We start from the raw sequence: 23497 nt of genomic DNA on the forward strand, positions 1-23497 counted from the left end.
TCTCGGGCACGGCCGAGAGGCCGTGCCCGAGAGCCGCGGAGTCAGAGCAGCACCACTCCGGCGAAGACGGCGAGGCCGACCAACGCTGCACCGGTGAGCGCCTGCACGCGCCGGTCGACCAGGCACATGAGTGACAGGAAGCCGGGCATGGAGCCGCCGCGGCGGGTGTGCAGGATGGCCAGCGCACTCGGCATGCACCGCCCCAGAGACACACCGACGAAGAGCGCAGCTCCCAACCACGGCGAACCGAGAGCAGCGACTCCCAGCACCATCAGGTAATACGCACTCGAGCGGATGTAGATCAGGAATCCGGGGCCGATGATCGCTCCGAACAGCAGGGACACCTTCCACGGTTCCATACTGCGGCGCAGGTGACGCGGCAGCTGGCGGCGGCGCATCGGAGTCGGCATTCTCATCACCCCGAGTTCGTGCAGGCCGTACAGCAGTGCCGAGACGGCCCACACGGCGAGCAGGACGCCGACGGGCACCGTTCCCAGCGCGAGGTGCCCGAGAGCGCCCACGGCGAGACCCGTGAGCACGGCGGTCACCGTCGATCCCAGAGCGTGCCAGGCCAGTCGCCGCACTGGTGTGGAGGATCCGGTCCGTCCCGGCTGTTTCGGCGCGACGACGACGCCGGCCACCGACATGCCGCAGGTGGACCAGTTGGCGGCGAGCGCGGTCACCGCAGCGGCACCGACCACGGCTCCGGTCGTTCCCACGGTGATCGACGGCGCCAGTGCCAGAGCGGCACCCGCGCCCACGGCGGCGGACGCGGCCGTGAGGGTGGCTCGCGTACGCAGCCCTACCGCGTTCTGCAGCGTGGGCCGTATCTGGGGCATGTCCTGATGCAACGCTGTGTGGTCGATGATGGTGGTCATCGGTCCTCCTCCTGGAATGGTGGCGTCCACGTCACCCGACGTGGATCGTTCCGGTCATGTGGGGATGGATGGAGCACTGGTAGTCGACGTCCCCGGGCTCGTCGAAGGTGAAGCGGAAGGTGTTGTCCCCATTGACACCACTGTCGAACACACCGTCGGCGTGCACCTCGTGGAGGAGGCCGCCGTCGTCGAACGTCCACTCGACGGTCCCGCCGACCGGGACGCTCACCTCGCTCGGCTCGAAACGGATGTTGCTGATGATCACCGCCGCGTCGACATCAGGTTCCGACGAGCAGCCGACGGCCAGCACCATGACGATCGCGAGGAGCAGCCTCACTCCTCGACGACCACCGTTCCGAGCATCATCGGGTGCGGCGTGCAGTGGTAGGTGAACGTGCCCGCCTCGTCGAAGGTGTAGGAGTACGACCCTTCCGTCAGGAGGTCGCTCTCGAACATTTCGCTGTCGTCCTCGACGACGTCGTGCGGAAGTCCGTTGTCGGCGAACACCCATTCGACGGTCTCCCCTTTCGAGATGGTCACCGACGCCGGGTTGTAGCTCATGTTCTCCACCGTCACCGTGGCGGCGGGTGCATCACCGCCTCCGCTGTCGCCTCCACTGCCGCAGGCGGTCAGCGCGGACAGAGTGGTCAGTGTCGCGAGAACTGCCAGTGTCTTCTTCATGGTCGCGCCTCTCATCGGACGTACATCAGGTTTGCCGTCATTCCGGCTTCGAAGTGATAAGCGTTGTGGCAATGAAACATCCACTCTCCGGGGTTGTCGGCGTCGAAGTCGATCGCCAGGGAGGTTCCCGGCAGGACATTCACCGTGTCTCGTCGCAGGCCGCCGTAATCCGGTACCGCGAAGGTGTGACCGTGGGTGTGCATGGGATGCCACATGGTGGACGTGTTGTTCATCGTGATGCGAATACGCTCGCCTTGTCTCATGACCAGCTTCCCGGCGTCCGCTCCGGCCATCGCCCACACGTAACGGTCGCCGGCCTGCAGCAGGTCGACCTGGTACTCGCGATCGGGGGTACGGTCCGCGAGCAACACCTTCTCGGACGGACGCAGGTCGCTCTCGAGCACCAACTGCCCGGACAGCTCGGGGATCGATCCGCCCACGTCCGGATTCGACAGTGGCGCAGCGTCAGTGCTGCGCAGGATCGTCGATGCATATCCCGGCCGTCCCTCCACGGCCGCGACGACGGGCCATGCACCCGATGCCAGCGTCACCACGACGTCGTAGCGCTGAGCCATGCCGACGAGAACGCAATCGGTCTCCGTCGGCACCACGTCGAAGCCGTCCACGGCCACCACGGTGAGTCGATGGCCCGCCACAGCGAATCGGTAGGGCGTCTCCGCCCCGGCGTTGATCAGACGCAGCCGCACACGTGCTCCCGGCGCGGCCTCGATGACGGCGGGGTCGTTCGGCGGTCGGCCGTTGATCAGGTGCATCGGATACGCGATGTGTTGGGTCATTCCGCCCAGCACCGCCGAGTCACCGTGTCCCGCGGTGGTCATCGCCGTGGCGATCGCGGCCTCGTCGGCGCCGACCGGCGCCGGCATCGCTGCGCCGCCGTGCCCCGCGTGGCCCCCGCTCAGCGCCGGGTTCAGTGCGGCCATGACCGCGTCGGGAGTGGTCCCCATACCGTCCACCCAGTCGTCGATGACGAGGACCGCGTCGACGTCGACCCCGGTCGCGTCGTCGGGATCCTCCACGACCAGTGCACCGAACAGTCCACGATCGGCCTGGAGCCCGGAGTGGGAGTGATACCAGTAGGTACCGGGGTCCGGAGCGATGAACGAGTAGTCGAACGTCGTCCCGGACGCGATCGCCGGTTGCGTCACCGGGGGCACACCGTCCATGTCGTTGCGAATGCGGATGCCGTGCCAGTGGATGCTGGTATCGGCCGACACCCCGTTGGTGACCGAGGCCGACAACGTGTCCCCGGCGGACATCCGTAGTTCCGGTGCCACCGCACCGACGCCGTACGACCACGTGTCCACGAGGCGCCCGCCGAGATCCACAGTCGCGGGGCCTGCAGCCAACGCATAGGTCACCGTTCGCCCTGTCGATCGGCGAGCACGCTCCGCCGCGGCGATCTCGGGATCTCCGGGCTTGATGTAGTCCAGCTTCTCGGAGGCACCGGATGCAGCTCCCGACGAGGAACTGCACCCGGCGACACCGAGAGCACCGAGTCCCGCCACCCCGGCGCCGGCCGCCGCGAGTGACAGAAAACGTCGGCGACCGAGCATCGACCGGGTGGCCGGACGAGTCACTCCAGCACCTCGGGTGTGAGCAGACTGGTGACCGGAGTGACATTACCGTCGAGGTCGACGGACGAGACCTGATTCCCGGTGGCGGCGTCGAACCCGACCAGCTTCTGCGGCGCCTCACCGTCGACTTCCGCTCCGTCCCCGAGAATGTAGAAGGTGGCGCCGTCGACGCTGTACGCCATCGACGTGAAACTCTCGATGCCGATGTCCGCCAGGCTGTAGGACCGCACCGGGGCCAGATTCGCCGCATCGAACAGAACCACCTTGGCGACGGAACCACCGCGCGCCGAATCCGGATGAATGATGCTGTCGGTGTACGTGACCGCGAGCCGGGTGGCGTCGTTGTTGATGACGTTCTCCGAGAAGCGACCGGAATCGTCACCTGCGTTGCCGATCGGAGTGATCGGCTCGGTCGGGAGACCCTTCGAGACGTCGATCACGAAGACGTCGCCGTTCTCGCTGAGCAGCAGTGCTTTCGATGCGTCGGCCGCGAACGTCGTCTTGCGAGTACTGACGAAGTCGTCCGGCAACACCTTCGCGCGTCCCACCTCCGTCGGAACGCCGTCGTCACCGATGTTGACGTGCAACAGTTCTCGGCTGTCCTCGCACACGCTGTACAGGTCATGGCCGACCATCCACGTGAACGGACCACAGCCGACGATGCGGATCGCTCCGCTCTCCGATCCGGACTCGAGGTCGACCACCCGGATCCCGTACAGCCCGTCGTCCCAACTGACGAAGTACTTTCCGTCGGATGTGACGGCATTGGACCCTTCCCGCGAATGCACGCGCGCCACATCCGGCAGCACTGCCTCTTTCGGCTCGAGCAGGTTCCCCGAATACGTGCTCACGACGAAGTCCGCAGCACCTCTGGATCCTCGAGGTCGCCAGACCTCGGCCGCGAGAACAGCCGGGTCGCTGGGTGTCTCGCCGACGAACCCGTGGACCACAGGGTCCCAGATGCCGGGACCGACGGTCACGCGCGTCGTGATGTCCCCTGTCGCGGGATCGATCGCGTTGACGGTCGTCTCCAACTTGCCGAAGGTGCCCTCGACGCCGAGAATCTGGTTCGCTCCGATGGGCGTGATCTCTCCGACGTGCAGTGGTTCCGGAATCTCTCCGGTGATCTCCTGATCCTCGGTGCCCAGCCCGATGCCCTCCCCCGGTGCCGTGAAGTCGACGCTCGGGTACGTCACCTCGGTGGACGATGCCGCGTCGTCGCCGGTGTCGTCACTCGACGAGCTGCACGAGGTGAGGGCGAGCAGGGCGACCAGGGGCGCCGCGACCACGACCGACGTCCGGCGTGTGCGCGTCACGATCCTGCACCCACCTTCGGACGCGCCGCCGGACGAGCCTGGCAGTCGGCGCCGACGATGGGAGCCATCGTGCAGGTGTACGCCTGCGACTCGTCGGAGACGCACCAGATGATCTCCTGGTCGTAGCTGCCACTGACCGGGTTGTACATGGTGGCCTGCATGTCGGGTTCACCACAGAAGGCGTTGGAACAGCTGGGAGCACCGCAGCAGTCGTAGTACGCGATGAGATAGGTCTTGCCGTCCGCAGGATTGGTACAGCACCCGACCCAGAACTCGGCGCCCGGCTTGGAACCCGGTGCGCAGGTCGTGAGACCACCGCCTTCACATGCGGCACAGGATGTTCCGTCCATGCTGCACCACCGCCAGTAGTCGCATTCGGCGGGGTTGGACCCGGTGTACTCGGGCACCTGCGGCTCCGGTGCAGGCGCGGCCGGTGTCTCCTGGGCGTAGGCGCGCGACACCGGCAACGAGCTGACGACGGCGACGCCCGAGGCGCCGAGAGTCCACCGGCCGATACGCGAGATCATCGATCGACGTGAGACCCGCTCCGAGAGTTTGCGTCCCGACCTACTGGCGAAACTGCCGCCGCGGCCGGCCATCCATTCCGCCTGCTCGGCGACGGTGTCCTCGTCGACGGGGTAGCGCTGCTCGGTGGCTCCGTCCGAGTGTGATCCGTGGGGGTGGGACTGGTGATCCATGTGCTCTCCGCTCGTGCTGTGGGGCGAACAGGTCAGGCCACGCCGGCACGCTGTGTGGCGGCGCGAGTGTGGAGGTGTTGCAGGGAGGGAGTGTCCGATTCCAGTGCGTTGAGCAGACTCTCGACCTGGGCCATGTGGTTGCAGAGGCCCTTGGCCTTGATCTTGCCGTGCTGATCGAGCATGACTCCGAACGGTGTGGTGCCCACCTGGTAGGCGATACCGACGTCCCGCCCGTCGACGTAGCTCAACTCGTCACCGAGACCCGCACCGGCGAGGAACTGCGCGTGCTCCTCGGGTGTGCCGTCCGAGATCATGACGATGTCGAGGTCGCCCTCTCCCTTGGCCATGGACTTCATACCGGGCAGCAGCGACTTGCACGTCGAGCAGCCCGGCGCGGTGAAGAGCAGCAGCTGCGGCCGATCACGGTGCCCACCGACGCTCACCGCGCGGCCGACGTGGTCGGTCAGTCCATGGAAGGTCGGTCCGACCTGTTCGATCTTCGGCCCGGTGTCCATCATGCGGGCGCCCAGTGGTCCGAGTCGTACCTGCACGCGCCCGATCTCGCGAGCGAGCCCGAGGATCATGAGCAGAAGAATCCCGACGGCAACCGTGAGGACGAGAACCATGGTGAGGAGAAAGACGGTCATCGACGTCCCTTTCGTGAATCAGTAGCGACTGATGGAGGAGCCGGCGCGGTACTCGATGGCCGCGTTGGTGAGGTAGTCGTCGATCGGTCGGCGGCCGAACGACATGACGGAGCGCGCGTACACGGCCACGCAGGCCGTCGCGACGACGAAGAGGCCGATGCCGGTGCCGGCGATCCGATCGACGGTGGTCACCGTCGGCGCGAGAACGACAGCGGCCGAGAGCAGGGTCAACATCGCCGCGCGGGCAACGTGCCACCAGCCGATGTGGGGGATCTCGTCGGTGCCTGCGGCGAAGGCGAAGCAGCCACAGTCGAGATCCCGTCGCCCGCGCAGGAGGTTGACGGTCAGGCCGACGGCGAAGGACGCGAACAGCACGATCGCCGCTGATCCGCTCACGAGCGGGGCCACCCCGAACACCAGCGCGGCACCCACGATCACCTCGACGGCCGGGAGCGCACGGCCCACGGGCGACACGAGCGCTTCGGGGAGTAGTCGGAATCCGCGCACCGCACGCACCGTTCTACCGCCGTCGTTCAGCTTCGGAACACCCGCGACGAGGAGAATCCCGCCCACGAGGCTCGATATCGCGGCCCACAGCATCGCGGCCCTCCCGTTCGTCGTCGCCGCCCGTGCGGGTCGGCTGGGGAGAACTATCGACGGCGGATGGGTCGGGATCGCTGCACGGACGTTACGACCTCCGTGGGCCCATCTGACACAGCGAAGCCAGCCGAAGCACTGGTCAGAGGCTCGCACAGCGAACAGGTGTGGCCCGAGCCACGCGCAGGACACCACCGGGAGGACACGTTGCGCGCACGTTCTCACTTGGCCGGCACGCGGCCGTCACAACCGAAACATCCAGGAAACGGCCACGTCGTACAGTGCGGTCTCTCCGCGATCGACTCGCCCGAGGAGGCGTATGACCACGAGCTCGCTCCGCGCCGCTCTCGATCAGGCTGCTGCTGCACCGCAGCCTTCTCATCCTGTGTACTCGCCTCTGAGCGCACTGGGTCGCAAGCAGTTGACGCAGTTCGATCTGCTGGGTCAGTCGCTGTCGACGATGGCGCCGGCGACCTGCATGGTGTTCATCGCACTGTGGATGTCGACGGTGGGCGCCGGCCCGGGCGGACTGCTCGCCATCATCGGCGCCACGGCCGTCATGACACTCGTGGCGCTCTGCATCAGGCAGTTCACCGTTCGCCTGGCCGCGTCCGGCTCCCTGTACAGCTTCGTCGCCCACGGTCTGGGCCGGCGCGCGACGTTGACGACCGCGGCCGCACTGCTCGTCGGGTACCTCGGAGTGTCGATCTCCGTCCTGTCCAATGCCGGTGACAACCTGATGCGCGTCGCCGACGTCGCGGGTGCGGGACTCGGTGGTGGCCACACGTTCGTCGCCAGCATCGTGGTCGCGGTTCTCGTCGGTTCGATCGCCCTGCGCGGCGTTCGCTTCGCGACGCGCACCATTCTCGTCGTCGAACTGTGCACGCTCGCAGTGATCGTCGTCCTCCTTCTGCAGGCACCGGTCACCGTGGCCGCCGAGACGACACCGACGTCCGCGCCGGTCGGCTTCGCTCTCTTCCTGGCGATGCAGACCGTCCTGAGCCTGGCCGGTTTCGAGAGCGCCGCCTTCTTCGGTCCGGAGGCCCGAACACCGCTGCGGACGGTGTCCCGCACCGTGATCGTCTCCCCGCTCCTCGTCGGCGTGCTCTACGTCTTCGCGGGGTGGGCAGGGATGACCGGCCATGCGGGAACACTGCTGAACGCCTACTTCGGCGGGGTCGACTCCGGCGCGTCCACCCCGCTGGTGGTCGCCGTGAACGTCGGAGTCTGTTCGTCGTGGATCGCCTCGACACTCGGCTTCGCTCAGGCGGGATCCCGGCTGCTGTTCTCGATGAGCATCGAACGCATCATTCCCGGCGCGCTCCGGCATGTCGGACGCCTACGCACCCCCCACGCCGCAGTGATCACCTTCGTCGGCGCGTCGCTGATCGGTGCCGCCTGGCACGATCCCGACGACACCACGAGCAGATACGACGTGATCGTCGAGTTCGCACTGACTCTGGGTTACACGATGGTGGCGTTGGCGGCGCTGCGATTCCTCTCTCGCATCGGTGAACACACCCTCTGGACACGGCTGTGCGGCTGGGCGGCGGCCGGCGCGGGGTCGTGCCTCCTGCTGTTCGTCGTCCTCGACACCGCCGACAGTGGCTTCTACCTGGCCTGGTTCGTCGTCCTCGGGGGCTCCGGAACCGTGTGGTACGCCGTGCTGGCACGTGTGCGGCCGGCCAGCCTCCGCGCTCTCGGGGTCTTCGACAGTGTCGGAACGGCCGATCTTCTCCCGGGATCCGCCGATCTCGCGGCAGACGCCGACGGCCGCCCCGTTCTGCGCGCTCCTCGTCACGGGCGGTAGCAGTGGTGACCCGGCATCAGGACGCACGCGAGCACACGACCTTCGGTGGGCAGCAACCGAAGGCCGTGCAGAAAGCGCTGTCCATGCTCGAGGCCGTCGCTCATCTCGGCCCGGGAGCGACGGCGAAACAGATTGCCGCCCACACCCGGGTCCCACCCGCCACCGCGTACCGCATCCTGAACGTCCTCGTCGCCGACGGGTTCCTCGTCCGGGTACCGGACCTCTCGGGATTCGCTCTCGGGCGTCGTACATCGGAGCTCGCCTATGCGGCCTCGAGCTCCACACCCCCTCGGTCCGTGAAGGACGTGCTGGACGGGATGCGGGCCGAGACCAGACACGGGCTCTACGCCGCATCGTTCCGCGACGGTTCGCTGCGCATGGCCGACACCGACCCCGACCACGAGTCGGTCCCGGCGACGACCATCGCGCGCAATCCGCACGCCCACGCCATCGGCAAACTGATGCTCGCCTACCATCCGAGACCCATAGTGTCGCTGACGTCCATCACCGCGCACACGATCGTCGACGCCGACGAGCTGCGGACCGAACTGACAACAGTCCTCGCGACGGAGTTGTCCTTCGAGGACGACGAATCACGGATCGGCAGAGCAGCACTCGCTGTTCCGGTCCGAGCGGAACAGGGTTCCGAGGTCGTGGGTGGCCTCTGCCTGCAAGGCGGTTCCGGCAGGTTCTCGCGGGAGAGCACGACGCTGGTCGACTTCCTCCGGGCAGGAGCGCGCGAGCTTCGGGGGCTTCTGTGATCGGCCTCGTTCCGAACGAGGCGAGTCACAAAGTCGTGCACGGATCAGCGGGTCAGTCCCCGTACGTCGCCGCAGTTCGTCCAGGTGGGCGTCGCTCGTGCCAGTCGGTCGCGGCCTGGTACCGCATCCCGGCCTCGAAGAGCACGCCCTCTCGACCTCGCGCAGCGGTGAGCTGAGCACCGACCGGCATACCCGACAGGGGGTGAAACCCCACCGGCAGCGCGAGAGTCGGCCCGTCGTGCAACGACCACGGATAGGTGAACTGACCCATCCGTCGAGACAGGACGACCACGTCGTCGCCGCCGGCGAGGGGCGGCACGTCCACGGGCATCGTCGGGGTCAGCACCAGGTCGACGTCCTCGAGGACCGGACGCAGCAGGGCTCGGAACCGCTCGCCCGCCTCGTGCGCCGCGGCACGATCCTCGTCGGTGATGCCGAGCCCCAGCATGATTCGTTCCCTGGTCGCCGCCTGGAACAGGGACGGTCGCGTGCGCAGCCGCGCTCGATGGTGACGCGCGAGATCGCTGTAGACGATCGTGTAGACGATGTCCTGGGCGTCGGCTGCGAAGGGCAGCGACACGGGAACGATGGTCACGTCCAGCCCGGCGAACAGGCTCACGGCGTCTCGGACGGTACGGGCCACACCCTCGTCCACGTCGGCGGAGATGAACACGTCCGGCACTCCGACACGAACCGTGCCCGTGACGTTCTCGGTCGAGCGGGAGGACAGTGCGTCGAACAGGGCGGCCACCTCCCCGACCGTGCGCGCCATCGGGCCCACCGTGTCGAACTCCTCGCTGACCGGGTGAACACCGGCCGTGCTGATCGACCCTCGACTCGGACGCAGGCCGGTGACACCGCACGCAGCGGCGGGCAGTCGGACCGAACCGCCGGTGTCGGTACCCAGCGCAGCATCCACGATTCCCGCCGCGACGGCGATACCGGAGCCTCCGCTGGAGCCACCCGGAACCCGGCCGAGGTCCCACGGGTTGCGGGACGGCCCCGCAGCCGAGTTCTGCGACGTCACGCCGACGGCGAACTCGGCCATGTTCAGCTTCGCGGTCACCCGAGCGCCGGCCGCACGCAGGCGTGTCACCACGTCAGCGTCGTGGTCCGCCCGGTGGTCGGTGAAGTAGGCCGAGGCACAGGTGGTCTCGATGCCGGCGACGTCGATGTTGTCCTTGACCCCGACGGTCTTCCCCGCGAGGGGCCCCTCGCCGGCCGGGGGTGCATCGATCCACCGGATGACGCTCCCCAACCGACGGTCGAGAGCGAGCGGGGACAGGTCCGGTGTCTCACCGGCCTGTCCCCCACTCTCGGTCAGGCTACGCTCCGCGCTCGCAGCTCCGCCGTCGCGTCCTCGTCGACAGTCCACGATGCGGTGTTCACGACCACACCGTAATCGCGTCGCGCGTCCTCCTCGGTAAGGTACTCGTCCCAGACGTCGCTCAACACCTGGAACGGGTCCCGCTCGAAGGGGTCGCCGAAGCCGCCACCGGACGGGAGTTTGATCTCCAGGGTCTCCCCGGCACGGATCGTCTCCTGGGTCACCTTCGAGTACAGCACCTCCTCGCGGTCGGTCCCGGCGTTACGAGTGAACGCACCCGAGACGCCCTGGTGCCCACCGAGAGCTCCCGCCGGCGGATCCGAGCGGTTGTCCGCCTCGGAGCCCAGGAACGTGTCGGTCTCCATCAACCACTTGCGCACGCTGCCGATACCGCCACGCCACTTGCCGGGAGCCGGTGCCTCGTCTCGCAACTCGTATCGCAGCGCCCGCATGGCGTGGTTGAGCTCGAGCTCCTCGATGGGGTTGTTACGGGTGTTGGCCATCAGCGCGTCGACGGCGTCCATGCCGTCCTTGCCGTTGCGGCCGCCGTACGACCCCTCGTTGATCTCGATGTACACCCAGTACGACTCGCCGTCGGGCGCGATTCCCGAGTACGCGATGGCGCACAGCGCCGCGGACGACCCTGCGATCGCATGATCTGGAAGAACCGGTGCGAGAGCCAGATTGATCGAGTCGAACACCCGGTTCACCTGAGAGAACCGCGCGAAGCACGATGCCGGGAAGTCCGGATTGAAGATGGTGCCCTCGGGGGCGTACGCCTTGACGGGTCGGAAGCAACCGTCGTTCTGCGGAACGAAGTCCTCGGTGAGGTCCTCGTCCAACAGGATGGTGCGGATGGCCGAGACCGCGACCGGGAGCACCGACCCCTCGAAGGGGACGTTGAACGCGGTGGGGACCTGACTGTTCGAGCCGGTGAGGTCGATCAGGATGTCCTCCCCCTCGACCTGCACGCGCACGGCCACCTTCAGCGGCTCGTCGCGGTTCTTGCCGTCGTCGTCGAGGTACCCGATCGGTGCCTCGTAGCTGCCGTCGGGAATCTCGCGGATCTTGGCGCGCAGCATGGACTCCGAGTAGTCCATCCACCGTTCGCCCGCACTCATGACGGTGTCGAGACCGTACTTCTCGAGCAACTCCGTGAAGCGCTTCTCGCCGATCCGCGAGCACGCGATGAGGGCCTCGAGGTCGCCGCGGTTCTGCTCGGGAGTGCGGACGTTGTCGAGAATGTGCTGGATGAGGTAGTCGTTGCGGACGCCCGCCTGGTAGATCTTCATCGAGTCCATGAGCTTGCCCTCGGCCCACACGTCGACGACGTCCATGCACAGTCCGGGGAAGTTGCCGCCCACGTCGGAGACGTGGCCGGTGCAGCCAGCGAAGCCGATGTGTTCGCCCTGCCAGAAGATCGGGATGATGACGCCGTAGTCCGGCGAGTGCGCGGCGCCGTGGTACGGATGGTTGTGCAGGATCACGTCACCCGGCTCGTACGTTCCCGCGAGCCTGCGGTTGACACCCCGGATGTACGCGGGAATCGAACCACAGTGCATCGGTGTGGAATCCGACTCGCACAGCTCACGCCCGTTGATGTCGAAGATGCCGGCGCCGAGGTCCTCCGACTCGCGGATGAGGCTCGAATACGCCATCCGGTAGAGCACCTGAGCCATCTCCTTGGCCATCGACTGCAGAGCACCGCCGATCACCCGGAGCGTGATCGGATCGACCTCCACGTCGTTCCACGTGCGCGTGGAGTCACCCGCCAACGAGACTCCGGTGGTGGGCATCAGCGTCTTGCTCATGCGAGGTTCCTCTCGATGATGATGTGGCCGACGGCGTCGACGGTGGCGTGCTGATTCATTCCGACGATGGTGGTCGAGTCGAACTGCTCGACGATGGCGGGTCCATCGAACGTGTTGCCTGCCAGCAGGAGCGATCGTTCGAAGACCGGGGTCTCGACCCATTCGGGCTTCGCGGTGTCGTCCTTCCAGAAGAGCGCGCGGGCCGTGGTCTTGATCGCGGCGGACGCGTCGGCGGTGCCCTTCTCGATGTCGGCGATGCGCACGTGAGGCACCGCACCGACGCCCGTGACGCGGACGTTGATCAGCTGCACGGGCTTGTCGTCGAAGCGCTGGGAGTACGTACGCCCGTGCGCCTCGTGGAAGGCCTCGGCCGTCGTCTTCACCCAGACGTCGTCGATCTCGCCGTCGGGTGCCTGCACGCGGAGCTCGTACCCCTGGCCCACGTAGCGGCAGTCGACGCTGCGCTCGAGCGAGATGTTCTCCGGCGCGACCCCGTCCGCCCGCAACTGGGCCACTGCCTGCTCGGAGAGCCGCTCGACCTGTTGACGCAGCAGCTCGATGTCCGGGTCGGCCGACGAGGTCCACACCGTGGTGGGCTCCTCGTAACGGATGTCGGTGGTGAGCAGACCGACCGCCGACGTGATGCCGGGGTGGCCGGGCACGATGACGCGCGGGATACCGAGCTGATCGGCGATCTGCCACGCGAACAGCGGCCCCGCACCACCTTCCGCGATGAGGGAGAAGTCGCGGGGGTCGTACCCCTTGCGCACCGAGTGCAGGCTGATGGCCTCCGTCATGGAGTGCGCGAGGATCTTGAAGATGCCCATGGCCGCCTCGTCGAGCGGCGCGTCGAGCTTGTCGGCGATGTGGGTCTGGATGGCGGTGCGGGCAAGCTCGGGCTGCACCCGCATGGTGCCGGACAGGAAACTGTTCTCGCGCAGCCACCCCATCATGACCATCGCGTCGGTCGAGGTCGGCTCGGTACCGCCGTGGCCGTAGCAGGCAGGTCCGGGAACGGCACCGGCGCTGCGCGGTCCGACGCGGAACATGCCGCCGTCGTCGACCACCGCGATGGAACCACCGCCGGCGCCGATGGTGTCGACCTCCGCCATCGGCACCATCGCGTGGTAATCACCGATGCGGGTGTCCAGAAGGTGCTTCATCCGCAGTGCGCCGTCGGGCGCCACTCCCACGTCCGCCGAGGTGCCGCCGACGTCGAGGGTGATGACGCTGGGGAAGCCCGACGCCTTGCCGATGGCGCAGCCGCCGAGTAGGCCGGCGACCACACCGCTGGTCAGCAGTGACACGGGGATCTCGCTGGCGCTCCGGGAGGTGACCAGTCCGCCGGCGGAGGTCATGAGGTGCACGTCCTCCCCGACCTGTGCCGCGCTCGCCTTCTGGGCGAGGTTCTCGATGTACTGCGACGTCTTCGGCCCGATGAACGCGTTGAGTGCGGCGGTGGAGAAGCGCTCGTACTCGCGGTACTGCGGGGCGACCTCGCTGGACAGCGACACGAAGACGCCGGGGAACTCCTCGGCGATGATGGCCTTGACCCGCTGCTCGTGGGTCGGGTTTCGGTACGAGTGCAGGAAGGCGACGGCAATGGCGTCGACCCCTCGCTCACGTAGGAGTCGAACCTGTTCCCGCACAGCATCTTCGTCCAGTGGTGTCAGGACGGCGCCGGAGGCGTCGATACGCTCCGGAACCACGCGCCGGTTCCGCCGTGGGACCAGTTGCCACTTCTGCCACGGCAGATCCTGGTAGTTGGAGTAGTTCAGAGGTCGCTTCTTGCGTGCAATGTGCAGGAGGTCGCGGAAACCCTCGGTGGTGATCATTCCGACGTCGCACCCGTTGTGCTCGAGGACGATGTTGGTGGCCACCGTCGTGCCGTGGAAGAACATGTCGATCTCGGCCGGGTCGATTCCCGCCCGCTCGGCCAGGACAGCGATGCCGTCCATCGTGCCGATCGAGGGATCGTGGTTGGTCGACGGCGTCTTGTGCACCACCACGGTGCCGTCGTCGTCCCACAACACGAGGTCGGTGAAGGTGCCACCGACGTCGACTCCGATTCGTTTCATGTGCCATCCAATTCTGTCGGCTCTCACGTGGGGAGCAGGGGTGGGACGACCGGGACGCGTCGCTGCAGTCCGGGAGTCCGTGCGGGCTCTGTGCACCCTGCGAAGGTGACTCGAGTCATAGTGCGCCACCCCGTCGCCGAAAGCAATACCTCTGATGTTTCGAACACGTGAAGCCTTGTTGCGCGCCCCCCGACCCACTTCGGTGGCTTTCCACGCCCTAAACAGCCGATGTATCACCAAGGAAAGCGATCTTTCGATGCCACTGCTCACTGCAGTCGCTCGCGCTACGCTCATGCTGTTCCGCCACCGTCGCCCCCACGTGATCGCCCATCGTCACGAGCCGGGCGACCGACCGAGAGGCCCGCCTCAGTGCCCGAATCCTCGACCGCCGATCCGAGCGCCAAGAGCACGCCGGCCTACGCGGCACTCGCGACACGACTGCGCGACCGCATCCTGTCCGGCGAACTGCAACCGGGCGAGCGCCTCCCCAGCGACACGGAACTGACGGCGGAGTTCGGCGTCGGCCGCAGCACCATCCGCGAGGCCCTCCGGTCGTTGGCGAGCCAGAACCTGATCCTCACCACGCGCGGCGTCACGGGCGGCAGCTTCGTGGCCGTTCCCAGCGTCGGACACATCAGCGAGCATCTCGAGACCGGCGTCGCGCTCATGACCACCGCCGATGCCGTGACCGTCGACCAGTTGATGGAGGTGCGCAACCTCATGGAGGTGCCCGCAGCGGGCATGGCCGCCTTCCGCCGCACCGAGGACCACCTCGATCAACTGCGCGCCTCGATCTTCGATCCCACCGACGCCCAGGGGCCGGAGACCTTCGTCAAGAACCAGGAGTTCCACCTCGTCCTGCTGCGCGCTGCGCAGAATCCCCTGCTCGAACTCATCACGGCACCGGTGTTCCGGGTGCTGTCGAAGCGTTTCGGTCGTGATCACGCGCCGGAGGGCTTCTGGCAGTGCGTCGACCACGACCATCGGGCGATTCTCGACGTCGTCGCCGCGGGCGACTCGATGTCCGCGATGGACATGATGCGTCGCCACCTCGACCATCTGGGCGGCTCCTACCGACAGATGGACAAGCTGCGCACTCAGTAGCACCAAACATCTGCTCTTTCGTGAGAATTGACCGCATCAGATCTCGCAGATCCGGTCAGAACTCCCCCTTGACGGTCTAATCATCTGATGTTTATGGTTCAGGTGCAGGCTTCGCCGACCGACACAGGGAGACACCGTGGCAGTCCATCCGGCCGTTCTAGGGCGCTTCTTCGAGGATTACGTGGTGGGTGACGTCTACCAGCACCCTCTGGGACGCACCGTCTCGCAGGCCGACAACACGTGGATCACGCTGCTGTCGATGAACACGAACCAGAATCACTTCAACGCACATCTCGCGGCGCAGAACCCGATCACCGAGGGGCGCGTCATCGTGAACTCGGGCTTCACGGTTGCGGTGATTCTCGGCATCTCCGTACTCGACATGAGCCAGAACGCGATCTCCAATCTCGCGTTCACCGACATCAAGATGTCTCACCCCGTGTACGAGGGCGACACGCTGTACGCAGAGAGCATCTGCACGGGCCTGCGACTCTCCGAGTCCCGCCCCTATGCCGGCATCGTCTCGATGATCACCCGTGGCCTCAATCAGGATGGCGTGGAGGTCATCTCGTGGAAACGCTCCGTCATGGTGGCGACGCGAGAGAGCGGCATCGGCCAGAACTACTTCCCGGAGGCGCAGAGCGGTCCGCTGCAGCTGCCGTCCGACACGAAAGGCGACGCACGATGAAACCACTCGAGGATGTCCGCATCATCTCGCTGGAACAGTACGGCGCAGGCCCGTTCGGCAGTCTTCACCTCGCCGACCTCGGTGCCGACGTCATCAAGATCGAGGACCCCAACGTCGGCGGTGACGTCGGCCGGTACGTGCCGCCGTTCAACGAGGGCGAGGACTCGCTCTTCTTCGAGACGTTCAACCGCAACAAACGCAGTCTGTCGCTCGATCTCTCCACACCCGCCGGGCGCTCCGTCTTCGAGGACCTCGTGAAGTCCAGCGACGCAGTCTATTCGAACCTGCGCGGTGACGTTCCCGCCAAGATCGGCATCACGTACGACGACCTCAAGCACCTCAACCCCGCCATCGTCTGCTGCAGCCTGACCGGGTTCGGTATGACCGGTCCGCGCGCGAAGGAACCCGGCTACGACTACATCCTGCAGGGACTCGCGGGCTGGATGAGCGTCACCGGTGATCCCGACGGCCCACCCACCAAATCCGGTCTCTCGCTGGTGGACTACTCGGGCGGGTTCGTCGCCGCGATCAGCCTGCTCTCCGGTCTGCACGCCGCGCGGCGCGACGGTGTCGGCGGGGACTGCGACGTGTCGCTGTACGACACCGCGATGTCGCTGTTGACGTATCCCGCGACGTGGCATCTCAACGCGGGTTTCGAGCCGGTGCGAACCAAGAATTCGGCCCACCCGTCGCTGGTCCCGTTCCAGGCCTTCGAGGCCACGGACGGCTGGCTCATCGTCGGCTGCGCCAAGGAGAAGTTCTGGGAACGGCTCGTCGTCGCCATCGGCCGACCCGATCTCGGTGCCGATCCTCGCTTCGCGAGCTTTTCCCTGCGGGGGCAGAACAAGGACGTTCTGCTGCCGATGTTGGAGGACGTGTTCGCCACCGACACCGTCGCACATTGGTTGTCGCTGCTGGGCCCGGCAGGCGTTCCGTCCGGACCGATCAACGACGTGGCGCACGCGCTCACCGAACCCCACACGCTCGCACGCAATCTCATCGTCGAGACCGAGCACCCGGTGTACGACACGGTGCGCCAACTCGCCTCCCCCGTCAACTTCGGGCCGCAGCGTCCCGAATACCGACGTGCACCGCAGCGCGGGGAGAACCTCGAAGAGATCGTGGCCGACCTCGGCTACGACGAGGAGACCATCGCCAGCCTGCGCCGTAGCGGCGCCTTCGGCGAGGTGACGGCCGAGGCACACGCGTGACCTCCACAGTGCTGTCCGAGTGGGCGACGGGAGTGACCCTTGACGATGTGCCGCCGGCCGTACGGCACGCGACCGCTCGTCACCTGCTCGATTCGGTGGGTACCGCGGTGGCCGCGCAGCGTCTGGGCCACGGACGCGCCGCATGGACCGTCGCCGACGGTCTGGGCGGTCCTCCCGAGGCCCGCCCGTTGACGGGAACCCGCGCCCTGTCCGCGCCGGCCGCCGCCCTGGCCACCGGCGTTCTGGTGCACGCGCTCGACTTCGACGACACGCACGCCGGGGCGCTCGTCCACGCCACCGCCGTCACCCTGCCGGCAGCCTTCGCCGTCGGCCAGCAGACCCACGCCACCGGTGCCGAGGTACTCACAGCCGCGACACTCGGCCTCGAGACGGCCTGCCGACTGGGCGCTGTCAGTCCCCACGGGTTCCACGCTCGGGGGATCCACGCGACCGCGGCGGTGGGCCCGTTCGCCGCGGCCGTCGTCGCCGGGCGGCTCGGGAAGTTCGACAGTGAGACTCTGGTCCATGCGCTCGGCATCGCTGGATCGTCGAGCTCCGGTCTCCTCGAGTTCCTCGACACCGATGCCGACACGAAAGCGCTGCACCCCGGCACGGCCAGCTTCAACGGCATCCTGGCCACCCGCCTCGCAGCCGCCGGCGCCACCGGACCGGGCTCCGTGTTGGAAGGGCGACGGGGCATCTATGCGGCTCTCACCGATCGGCCCGTCGACCTCACCGTTCTGACCGAGGACCTCGGGACACGCTGGGAAACAACCGGTATCGGCATCAAGCCCTACCCCAGTTGCCAGCTGATGCACGTCACCCTCGACGCGGTGTCCGCCGCTGTCGCGGGCCACGACGTCCACGTCGACGACATCCGTGACATCGAAGTGCTGGTCCACCCGGACTCCACCCCGTTCGTGTGCGGACCCAACACGGGCGTCGCCTCCCCGCGCAGCACGTACGACGGCAAGTTCGATCTGCCGTGGAGCGTGGCCGCGTTGCTGCGCGACGGGGCAGTCGACGTCTCCACCTACACCGACGCGTCGATCGCCCGAGCCGACGTGCTGACGACGGCGCGCACGGTCCGCGTCGTCGAACGTCCCACCGACGGGCCCGCGGCCGCCGCTCCCGGACACGCCACCATCACCCTCGCCGACGGCCGTGTGCTCGTGGGAGACGTCGGCGGAAGTCGCGGCAGTGCCGCATTCCCACTCGACGACGCGGCACTGCGGGAGAAGTTTCTCGGCAACTGCGGCCACGACGCTCGTGCGGACGAACTCGCCGATCGCGTTCTCGGACTCGCCGACGAACACGACCTCTCCGCCGTGCTCGATCTCGCCGCGGCCATCGCGCCCGCCCCCTGACCCTCGCCTGGAAGAAGGACACCACCATGGATTTCACGTACGACGAACAGCAGACGGCGTTCCGTAAGGCATTGCGCACCTTCGTGGACAAGGAGATCGTCCCGGTCGCGAACGAATGGGAGAAGACCGGCCGCTACCCCACGGAGATCGTCGACCACATGAAGGCAATGGGCCTGTTCGGGATCACGACGCCGGAGGAGTACGGCGGCCTCGAACTCGACAAGGTCTCCTTCACTCTCGTCTACGAGGAGTTGGCGCGTGGATGGATGGGCATTGCCGGCATCGTCGGCAGCCACAACCTCTCGTGCTGGATGATCGCCAAGCACGGCACGGACGAGCAGAAGCAGTCTCTCCTCCCGAAGCTGGCCACGGGTGAGTGGCGCACCGGCGTCGGCCTCACCGAGCCAGGTGCGGGCACGGACCTGCAGGGCATCAAGACCACCGCCAAGCGCGACGGCGACCACTACGTCGTGAACGGCGCGAAGACGTGGATCACCAACGCGCGGCATGCGAACGTCCTGCCCGTGCTGGTGAAGACCGACACCTCCGCCACCCCTCCCCACAAGGGCATGAGCCTGCTGCTCATCGACACCACCAGTGAGGGTTTCGAGGTCCAGCGTGACATGGGCAAGCTCGGTTACAAGGGCACCGAGTCGTGTGAGATCAGCTTCGACAACGTTCGGGTGCCGGTCGACGCACTCCTCGGCGGCGTCGAGGGCCGTGGACTGCAGCAGGCGTTGTCTGGACTCGAGATCGGTCGACTCAACATCGCGGGTCGCAGTGTGGGAATCGCGCAGGCGGCCTACGACGCCGCGCTGCAGTACGCGAAGGAGCGCACCGCCTTCGGGCAGCCCATCGCCGAGTTCCAGGCGATCCAGTTGAAGATCGCCGACATCGCCACGCAGCTGCAGGCGGCCCGACTCATGACCTACTGGGCTGCATCGCAGGCAGATTCGGGCAAGCGCGTCGACATGGAGGCGGGCATGGCCAAGTACTTCGCGTCGGAGGCCGCCATCACCGCCAGCCTCGAGGCCATGCGCATTCACGGCGGCTACGGCTACTCGACCGAGTTCGTCGTCGAGCGTCTCTACCGCGACGCGCCACTCATGGCCATCGGCGAGGGAACCAACGACATCATGCGCACCGTCATCGCGAAGTCGTTGGTCGCGGGAACGAGCGTGATCGGGTGAGTGGGGCACTCACCTACCTCTACGTCCCCGGCGACATGCCGGCCCGCTTCGACAAGGCGCTCGCCTCGGGTGCGGACGCCGTCGTGCTCGATCTCGAGGATGCAGTCGCACTGCGGGACAAGGACTCCGCACGCGCGGAGGTCGCCTCCTGGGTCGCTGCGTGCGAGCCCGGTGACGTCGAGGTGTGGGTGCGTGTCAACCCGGGCCCGCTGCAGGAGGCCGACATTCGCGCGGTGGCGCATCCCCGGCTGACCGGGGTCTGGCTCCCCAAGGTGGGGTCACCCGACGAGATCGCGATCGCCGATCGGGTACTCGCCGACGTGTGTCCGCACGCCGCGGTGTCGCCGTTGCTCGAGACGGGTGCGGCGCTGTTCGACGCGCTCGCCATCGCGCGAGGACCCCGTGTGCGCTTCCTGCAGATCGGTGAGGCCGATCTCGCCGTCGACCTCGGTATCGACGGCGAATCGGACCCCAGCGCGCTGCTGTTCGCGCGGTCACAGGTGGTCGCGGCCAGCGCCGCCGCGGGCCTCCTCCCCCCGCTGGGGGCCGTGTCCCGCAATTTCCGCGACCTCGACGCGTTCACCGCGGACACGCAGTCGCTGTCGCGTCTCGGCTTCGTGGGCCGCGCGTGCATTCACCCCGCCCAGGTCCCGGCGGCGCGCACGGTGTTCGAACCCACGCCCGAGGACGTCACCCGAGCACGCGCCGTGCTCTCGGCCCTCGAGTCCGGTGGGGCCGGGGTCGACCAGGACGGCCACCTCATCGACGAAGCAGTCGCGAAGCGTGCACGGCGGGTGATGGAGCGCGCGTAGAGGGCGAGTGGGTTCGGGCCCGAAACATGTCGGTGCCCTGCTGTACACAGTGAGTAGGCAGACGGATGATTCCTGCCGGCGACGCTCGGTTCTCCGACGTCGAGCTCGTTGTTCGCACAGAATCGAGAACCCCATGGACCACGACAGTCGCGGCTTGGGCGGTATCCCCGCCGGCAATCCCGGATTCACCGTCGCCGTCGAGATCGATCGGCCCTTCGACCAGATCGAACCGGACGAGTACCTCCAGCTGCTGCACCAGGTCGGTGACGACGCGGCCAGGATCGACCGGTCACCACTCGGTCATGCACGCGTCGTCCTCGACGTACCCGGCAGCGGGTGGTGGATCTCCGGACAGGCCGCTCTCCATGCCGTTCGCAGGCTCGCAGAGGCGTGGACCGTCCTCGGCGTCGAGACGAGCCGATCGGACCTCTGGTCCACCAGCCCGCACATGGCCGACAGTCGCCTCCCCCGCACTCGCCGACTGCCGGCCAGTGAGGGCACGCGGTACACCGTCGTCATCGAGATCGAACCGTACGACGACCTCGACGACGACGTGGAGTTGTCCGACTACTTCCGGTGCAGGGAACGCGCGGATGTCGTCGTCGCCGACAACGGGCGTCGGCACATCATCGTGTCGAGGCGCGACCGCGATGTCTCCTCGGCCTGCCAGCTCACCGCCAAATCTCTCCATGCCATCAGCAACGCGTGGTCCATCACCCGCATCAGGACGGTCGAGACCGCGGTGTGGAAACGGGAGCACTCTCGTCCGCGCGTCGACAAGCGGCCGACTGCAATCCCGCAGTGGCAGTATGCCCTCCGCGTCGACGGCACCAGATGCATCGTCGTCACCGATCCGGACGTCGACCTCGACAGCTGGTACGCGAACTACACCGACGGGGACGGCATGTCCGGCGTCGAGCAGTTCTTCCAGGGCCCCGCCTGGATGACCGACGACGGCACCGCGAACCTCCGCAGAACGGGCAATGCCATCGACGCCTGGATCGCTCCCATACCCCATGGTGGCCTGCTGGAGAACATCACGGACGGCCTCGGTCACGTGCTACGCGTCGACGAATCCGACAGCACGGCAGCATGGTTGCGAGAATCGCTGTTCGATCAACCCGCGGGTCTGATCATCGAACTGGGACCCAGCGACTACGACCCCGAGGCCGAGGCCGAGGGGGACGTCGTCAATGCGCAGATCCACGTCCTCGACGACGGTGTGTGCCTGGTTCGTCGTTCGCGATCCGTTCTGCAGCGGCTACGACTCGCCGACCACGGCGTCGACGGTCTGGTCCTGGATCACTGGCATCACGACGACCACTTCGACGACTGCACGGACGGTTACTTGTTCAGCCGTGACACCCAGCTCATCGCCAACGCGTGCGTCGCGTGGTTCCGGCAGAACGGCGTGACCGACGAGCGCAGTGCGCTGGGCTGCTCGTACGAGTTCGTCGACGAACTCCCCCGCACCTCCTGACAGTCCCACGAGAGGACCCATGACATCGACGTCCGACGACCTCACCCGCGCACTGCGTGACGTGCCGTTGAAGGAGATGGACCCGTCACTGCTCGCCCTCGCCATCCGGTACGAAGCGCGTGGTCGAGGACTCGAGACCTCACCGTGTCTGGTCGACGAAGTTAAGCGGACGACGCTGCTGGGCAAAAACGTGCCCCTGGTCGTCATCTTCGAGGCGGCGGCCGCGGATCACGGCGAGGCACTCGGACTCACGGCCGATGGGACGGCAGATCTGCGCGGTCACCTGGCGTCGATCCGGGGGGCAGACGGAGGGCTGATACCGCGCCGACTCCGATCCGCTCGACTTCCGGTCACCCGCGAGGGTTGCGCCGCGCGCGGATGGCTGGTGCGGGCGCGGATCAGTCGTCGTACCCCAGCCCGACATCTCACCCGCCCGGAGTCGCCGTGCTCGCTCGCGTGACCAGGCTGGGGGCGATGCTGAAACGTCGGGTGCTCGACTTACCGGACTCGATCTGCTCGAGCAGGATCTCGACACTCCGGACGCCCACCTCGCTGAACTCCTGGCGGATCGTGGTGAGCGGCGGTGAGTAGAACTCGGCATCGGGGACATCGTCGAAACCGACCAGGCTGATGTCCTCGGGAACCCGCAGACCGTGGGCGTCGAGTGCACGCAGCACTCCGAGCGCCATGGAGTCGTTTCCCGCGAACACTGCGGTGACACCCTTGATCTGCGCCAGGACGGTACCGGCGGCGTAGCCCGACCGTGCGGTCCAGTCCCCGTTCATCATCGGCGGCGGATCGATACCCCGCTCCTCGTGAACCGATCTCCACCCGATCACCCGGTCGGCGGCCTCGTACCACCCCAGAGGTCCTGCGACGTGCCAGACTTCCCGGTGCCCGAGTTCAAGCAGATGCGACGTGGCGTCCCTCGCTCCGAGGACCTGGTCGACGGACACCACCGCGAGATCCCCGGCGGGTGATCCCTCGACCGCGACGAGCGGCAGTTCGCCGGCCAGCCCCGCGATGTCGCCGTTGTCGGTACGCAGCGGCGCGACCACGACGACCCCGTCGACGCCCTGCTTGTGCAGACTCCGAACGCACGCGTTGATGGCGTCCTCCTCCAGCGAGGTCGGAACTCCCACCAACACCGAGTAGCCGGCCTGCCGGGCGGCACGCTCGACGCTGTAGAGCGTCGAGACCGGACCGTGCAGAGCAACTCCCGTCGCGACGATGCCGATGGTGCGGTTGCTTCCGGTGACCAGAGCCCGAGCCGCGGTGTTGGGCCGATAGCCCAGCTGGGTGATGGCCTGCGTGACCCGCGCCCTGGTCGCGTCGGTGACATGGGGGTGACCGTTGATCACCCGTGAGACGGTCTGGTGGGATACCCCGGCAAGCTTGGCCACGTCCGTCATGGCGGGCCCTCGAATCGGCGTCACAGTCCCCCCC

22 protein-coding genes are annotated in these 23497 nt (G+C 67.2%); 10 read left to right on the plus strand and 12 right to left on the minus strand.

Annotated features, from left to right (window positions below; genetic code table 11):
• Positions 1–41 precede the first annotated feature (41 nt).
• Genes JOE30_RS20235 through JOE30_RS20270 form a run of 8 tightly spaced genes read right to left on the minus strand, consistent with a single transcriptional unit; the run spans position 42 to position 6415 of the window.
• Positions 42–878: a methylamine utilization protein gene (locus JOE30_RS20235; protein ID WP_204868752.1), complete on the minus strand. Its 837-nt coding sequence runs from the start codon at positions 876–878 to the stop codon at positions 42–44.
• Positions 879–909: 31 nt separating this feature from the next.
• On the minus strand, positions 910–1215 hold the full coding sequence (locus JOE30_RS20240; protein ID WP_204868753.1) for a biphenyl 2,3-dioxygenase: 306 nt from the start codon (positions 1213–1215) through the stop codon (positions 910–912).
• Positions 1212–1559 carry a plastocyanin/azurin family copper-binding protein gene (locus tag JOE30_RS20245; RefSeq protein WP_204868754.1) on the minus strand — a complete coding sequence of 116 codons (348 nt, stop codon included), beginning with the start codon at positions 1557–1559 and terminating at the stop codon, positions 1212–1214. The genes JOE30_RS20240 and JOE30_RS20245 overlap by 4 nt, the downstream gene beginning before the upstream one ends.
• A gap of 11 nt (positions 1560–1570) precedes the next feature.
• Positions 1571–3133 (minus strand): multicopper oxidase family protein, encoded by a 1563-nt coding sequence (locus JOE30_RS20250; protein ID WP_204870592.1) that lies wholly within the window; start codon positions 3131–3133, stop codon positions 1571–1573.
• Positions 3134–3153: 20 nt separating this feature from the next.
• Complete coding sequence (locus JOE30_RS20255; RefSeq protein ID WP_371831732.1) at positions 3154–4473, minus strand: hypothetical protein; 1320 nt, start codon at positions 4471–4473, stop codon at positions 3154–3156.
• Entirely contained in the window at positions 4467–5168 is a 702-nt protein-coding gene (locus tag JOE30_RS20260) for a methylamine dehydrogenase light chain (RefSeq protein WP_204868756.1), read from the minus strand. The genes JOE30_RS20255 and JOE30_RS20260 overlap by 7 nt, the downstream gene beginning before the upstream one ends.
• Positions 5169–5200: 32 nt before the next feature.
• Positions 5201–5815, minus strand: a complete 615-nt coding sequence (locus JOE30_RS20265) for a redoxin domain-containing protein (protein ID WP_204868757.1) — start codon at positions 5813–5815, stop codon at positions 5201–5203.
• An 18-nt stretch (positions 5816–5833) separates the two neighbouring features.
• Positions 5834–6415, minus strand: coding sequence for a MauE/DoxX family redox-associated membrane protein (locus JOE30_RS20270; protein ID WP_204868758.1), 582 nt, complete (start codon positions 6413–6415; stop codon positions 5834–5836).
• A gap of 316 nt (positions 6416–6731) precedes the next feature.
• Here JOE30_RS20270 and JOE30_RS20275 point away from each other — a divergent pair, with 316 nt between their 5' ends.
• Both JOE30_RS20275 and JOE30_RS20280 read left to right on the plus strand, forming a co-directional pair.
• Entirely contained in the window at positions 6732–8222 is a 1491-nt protein-coding gene (locus tag JOE30_RS20275) for an APC family permease (RefSeq protein ID WP_204868759.1), read from the plus strand.
• 5 nt (positions 8223–8227) lie between these two features.
• Entirely contained in the window at positions 8228–8983 is a 756-nt protein-coding gene (locus tag JOE30_RS20280) for a helix-turn-helix domain-containing protein (RefSeq protein ID WP_307806261.1), read from the plus strand.
• Between the two features lie 52 nt (positions 8984–9035).
• Here the strand turns inward: JOE30_RS20280 and JOE30_RS20285 are convergent, their stop codons facing one another.
• The 3 genes from JOE30_RS20285 to JOE30_RS20295 are packed head-to-tail and all read right to left on the minus strand — an operon-like array spanning position 9036 to position 14199.
• Complete coding sequence (locus JOE30_RS20285; RefSeq protein WP_307806262.1) at positions 9036–10358, minus strand: amidase; 1323 nt, start codon at positions 10356–10358, stop codon at positions 9036–9038.
• On the minus strand, positions 10304–12121 hold the full coding sequence (locus JOE30_RS20290) for a hydantoinase B/oxoprolinase family protein (RefSeq protein ID WP_204868760.1): 1818 nt from the start codon (positions 12119–12121) through the stop codon (positions 10304–10306). The genes JOE30_RS20285 and JOE30_RS20290 overlap by 55 nt, the downstream gene beginning before the upstream one ends.
• Positions 12118–14199, minus strand: coding sequence for a hydantoinase/oxoprolinase family protein (locus JOE30_RS20295; protein WP_204868761.1), 2082 nt, complete (start codon positions 14197–14199; stop codon positions 12118–12120). Before JOE30_RS20295 ends, JOE30_RS20290 begins: the two co-directional genes overlap by 4 nt.
• A gap of 369 nt (positions 14200–14568) precedes the next feature.
• Here JOE30_RS20295 and JOE30_RS20300 point away from each other — a divergent pair, with 369 nt between their 5' ends.
• From JOE30_RS20300 to JOE30_RS20335, 8 genes are all read left to right on the plus strand, one after another.
• Positions 14569–15303, plus strand: a complete 735-nt coding sequence (locus JOE30_RS20300) for a FadR/GntR family transcriptional regulator (RefSeq protein WP_027504876.1) — start codon at positions 14569–14571, stop codon at positions 15301–15303.
• Between the two features lie 136 nt (positions 15304–15439).
• Positions 15440–15991 (plus strand): MaoC family dehydratase, encoded by a 552-nt coding sequence (locus JOE30_RS20305; protein WP_027504875.1) that lies wholly within the window; start codon positions 15440–15442, stop codon positions 15989–15991.
• Entirely contained in the window at positions 15988–17202 is a 1215-nt protein-coding gene (locus JOE30_RS20310; protein ID WP_204868763.1) for a CaiB/BaiF CoA-transferase family protein, read from the plus strand. The genes JOE30_RS20305 and JOE30_RS20310 overlap by 4 nt, the downstream gene beginning before the upstream one ends.
• On the plus strand, positions 17199–18569 hold the full coding sequence (locus JOE30_RS20315) for an MmgE/PrpD family protein (protein ID WP_204868764.1): 1371 nt from the start codon (positions 17199–17201) through the stop codon (positions 18567–18569). Before JOE30_RS20310 ends, JOE30_RS20315 begins: the two co-directional genes overlap by 4 nt.
• Positions 18570–18595: 26 nt before the next feature.
• Complete coding sequence (locus JOE30_RS20320; RefSeq protein WP_204868765.1) at positions 18596–19759, plus strand: acyl-CoA dehydrogenase family protein; 1164 nt, start codon at positions 18596–18598, stop codon at positions 19757–19759.
• The gene (locus tag JOE30_RS20325) at positions 19756–20571 is read left to right on the plus strand and encodes a CoA ester lyase (RefSeq protein ID WP_204868766.1); all 816 of its coding nucleotides are present in this window, start codon (positions 19756–19758) and stop codon (positions 20569–20571) included. Before JOE30_RS20320 ends, JOE30_RS20325 begins: the two co-directional genes overlap by 4 nt.
• A gap of 1057 nt (positions 20572–21628) precedes the next feature.
• A complete protein-coding gene (locus tag JOE30_RS20330; RefSeq protein WP_204870597.1) occupies positions 21629–22051 on the plus strand; it encodes a hypothetical protein in 423 nt (140 codons plus the stop codon).
• A 19-nt stretch (positions 22052–22070) separates the two neighbouring features.
• Complete coding sequence (locus JOE30_RS20335; RefSeq protein WP_204868767.1) at positions 22071–22511, plus strand: hypothetical protein; 441 nt, start codon at positions 22071–22073, stop codon at positions 22509–22511.
• Here JOE30_RS20335 and JOE30_RS20340 read toward each other — a convergent pair.
• On the minus strand, positions 22477–23463 hold the full coding sequence (locus JOE30_RS20340) for a LacI family DNA-binding transcriptional regulator (RefSeq protein WP_239532434.1): 987 nt from the start codon (positions 23461–23463) through the stop codon (positions 22477–22479). The two genes, JOE30_RS20335 and JOE30_RS20340, sit on opposite strands and share 35 nt — an antisense overlap.
• Positions 23464–23497: the final 34 nt, after the last annotated feature.

Origin of the sequence: Rhodococcus sp. PvP016 (assembly GCF_017832185.1) — a bacterium.
GTDB lineage: Bacteria > Actinomycetota > Actinomycetes > Mycobacteriales > Mycobacteriaceae > Rhodococcoides.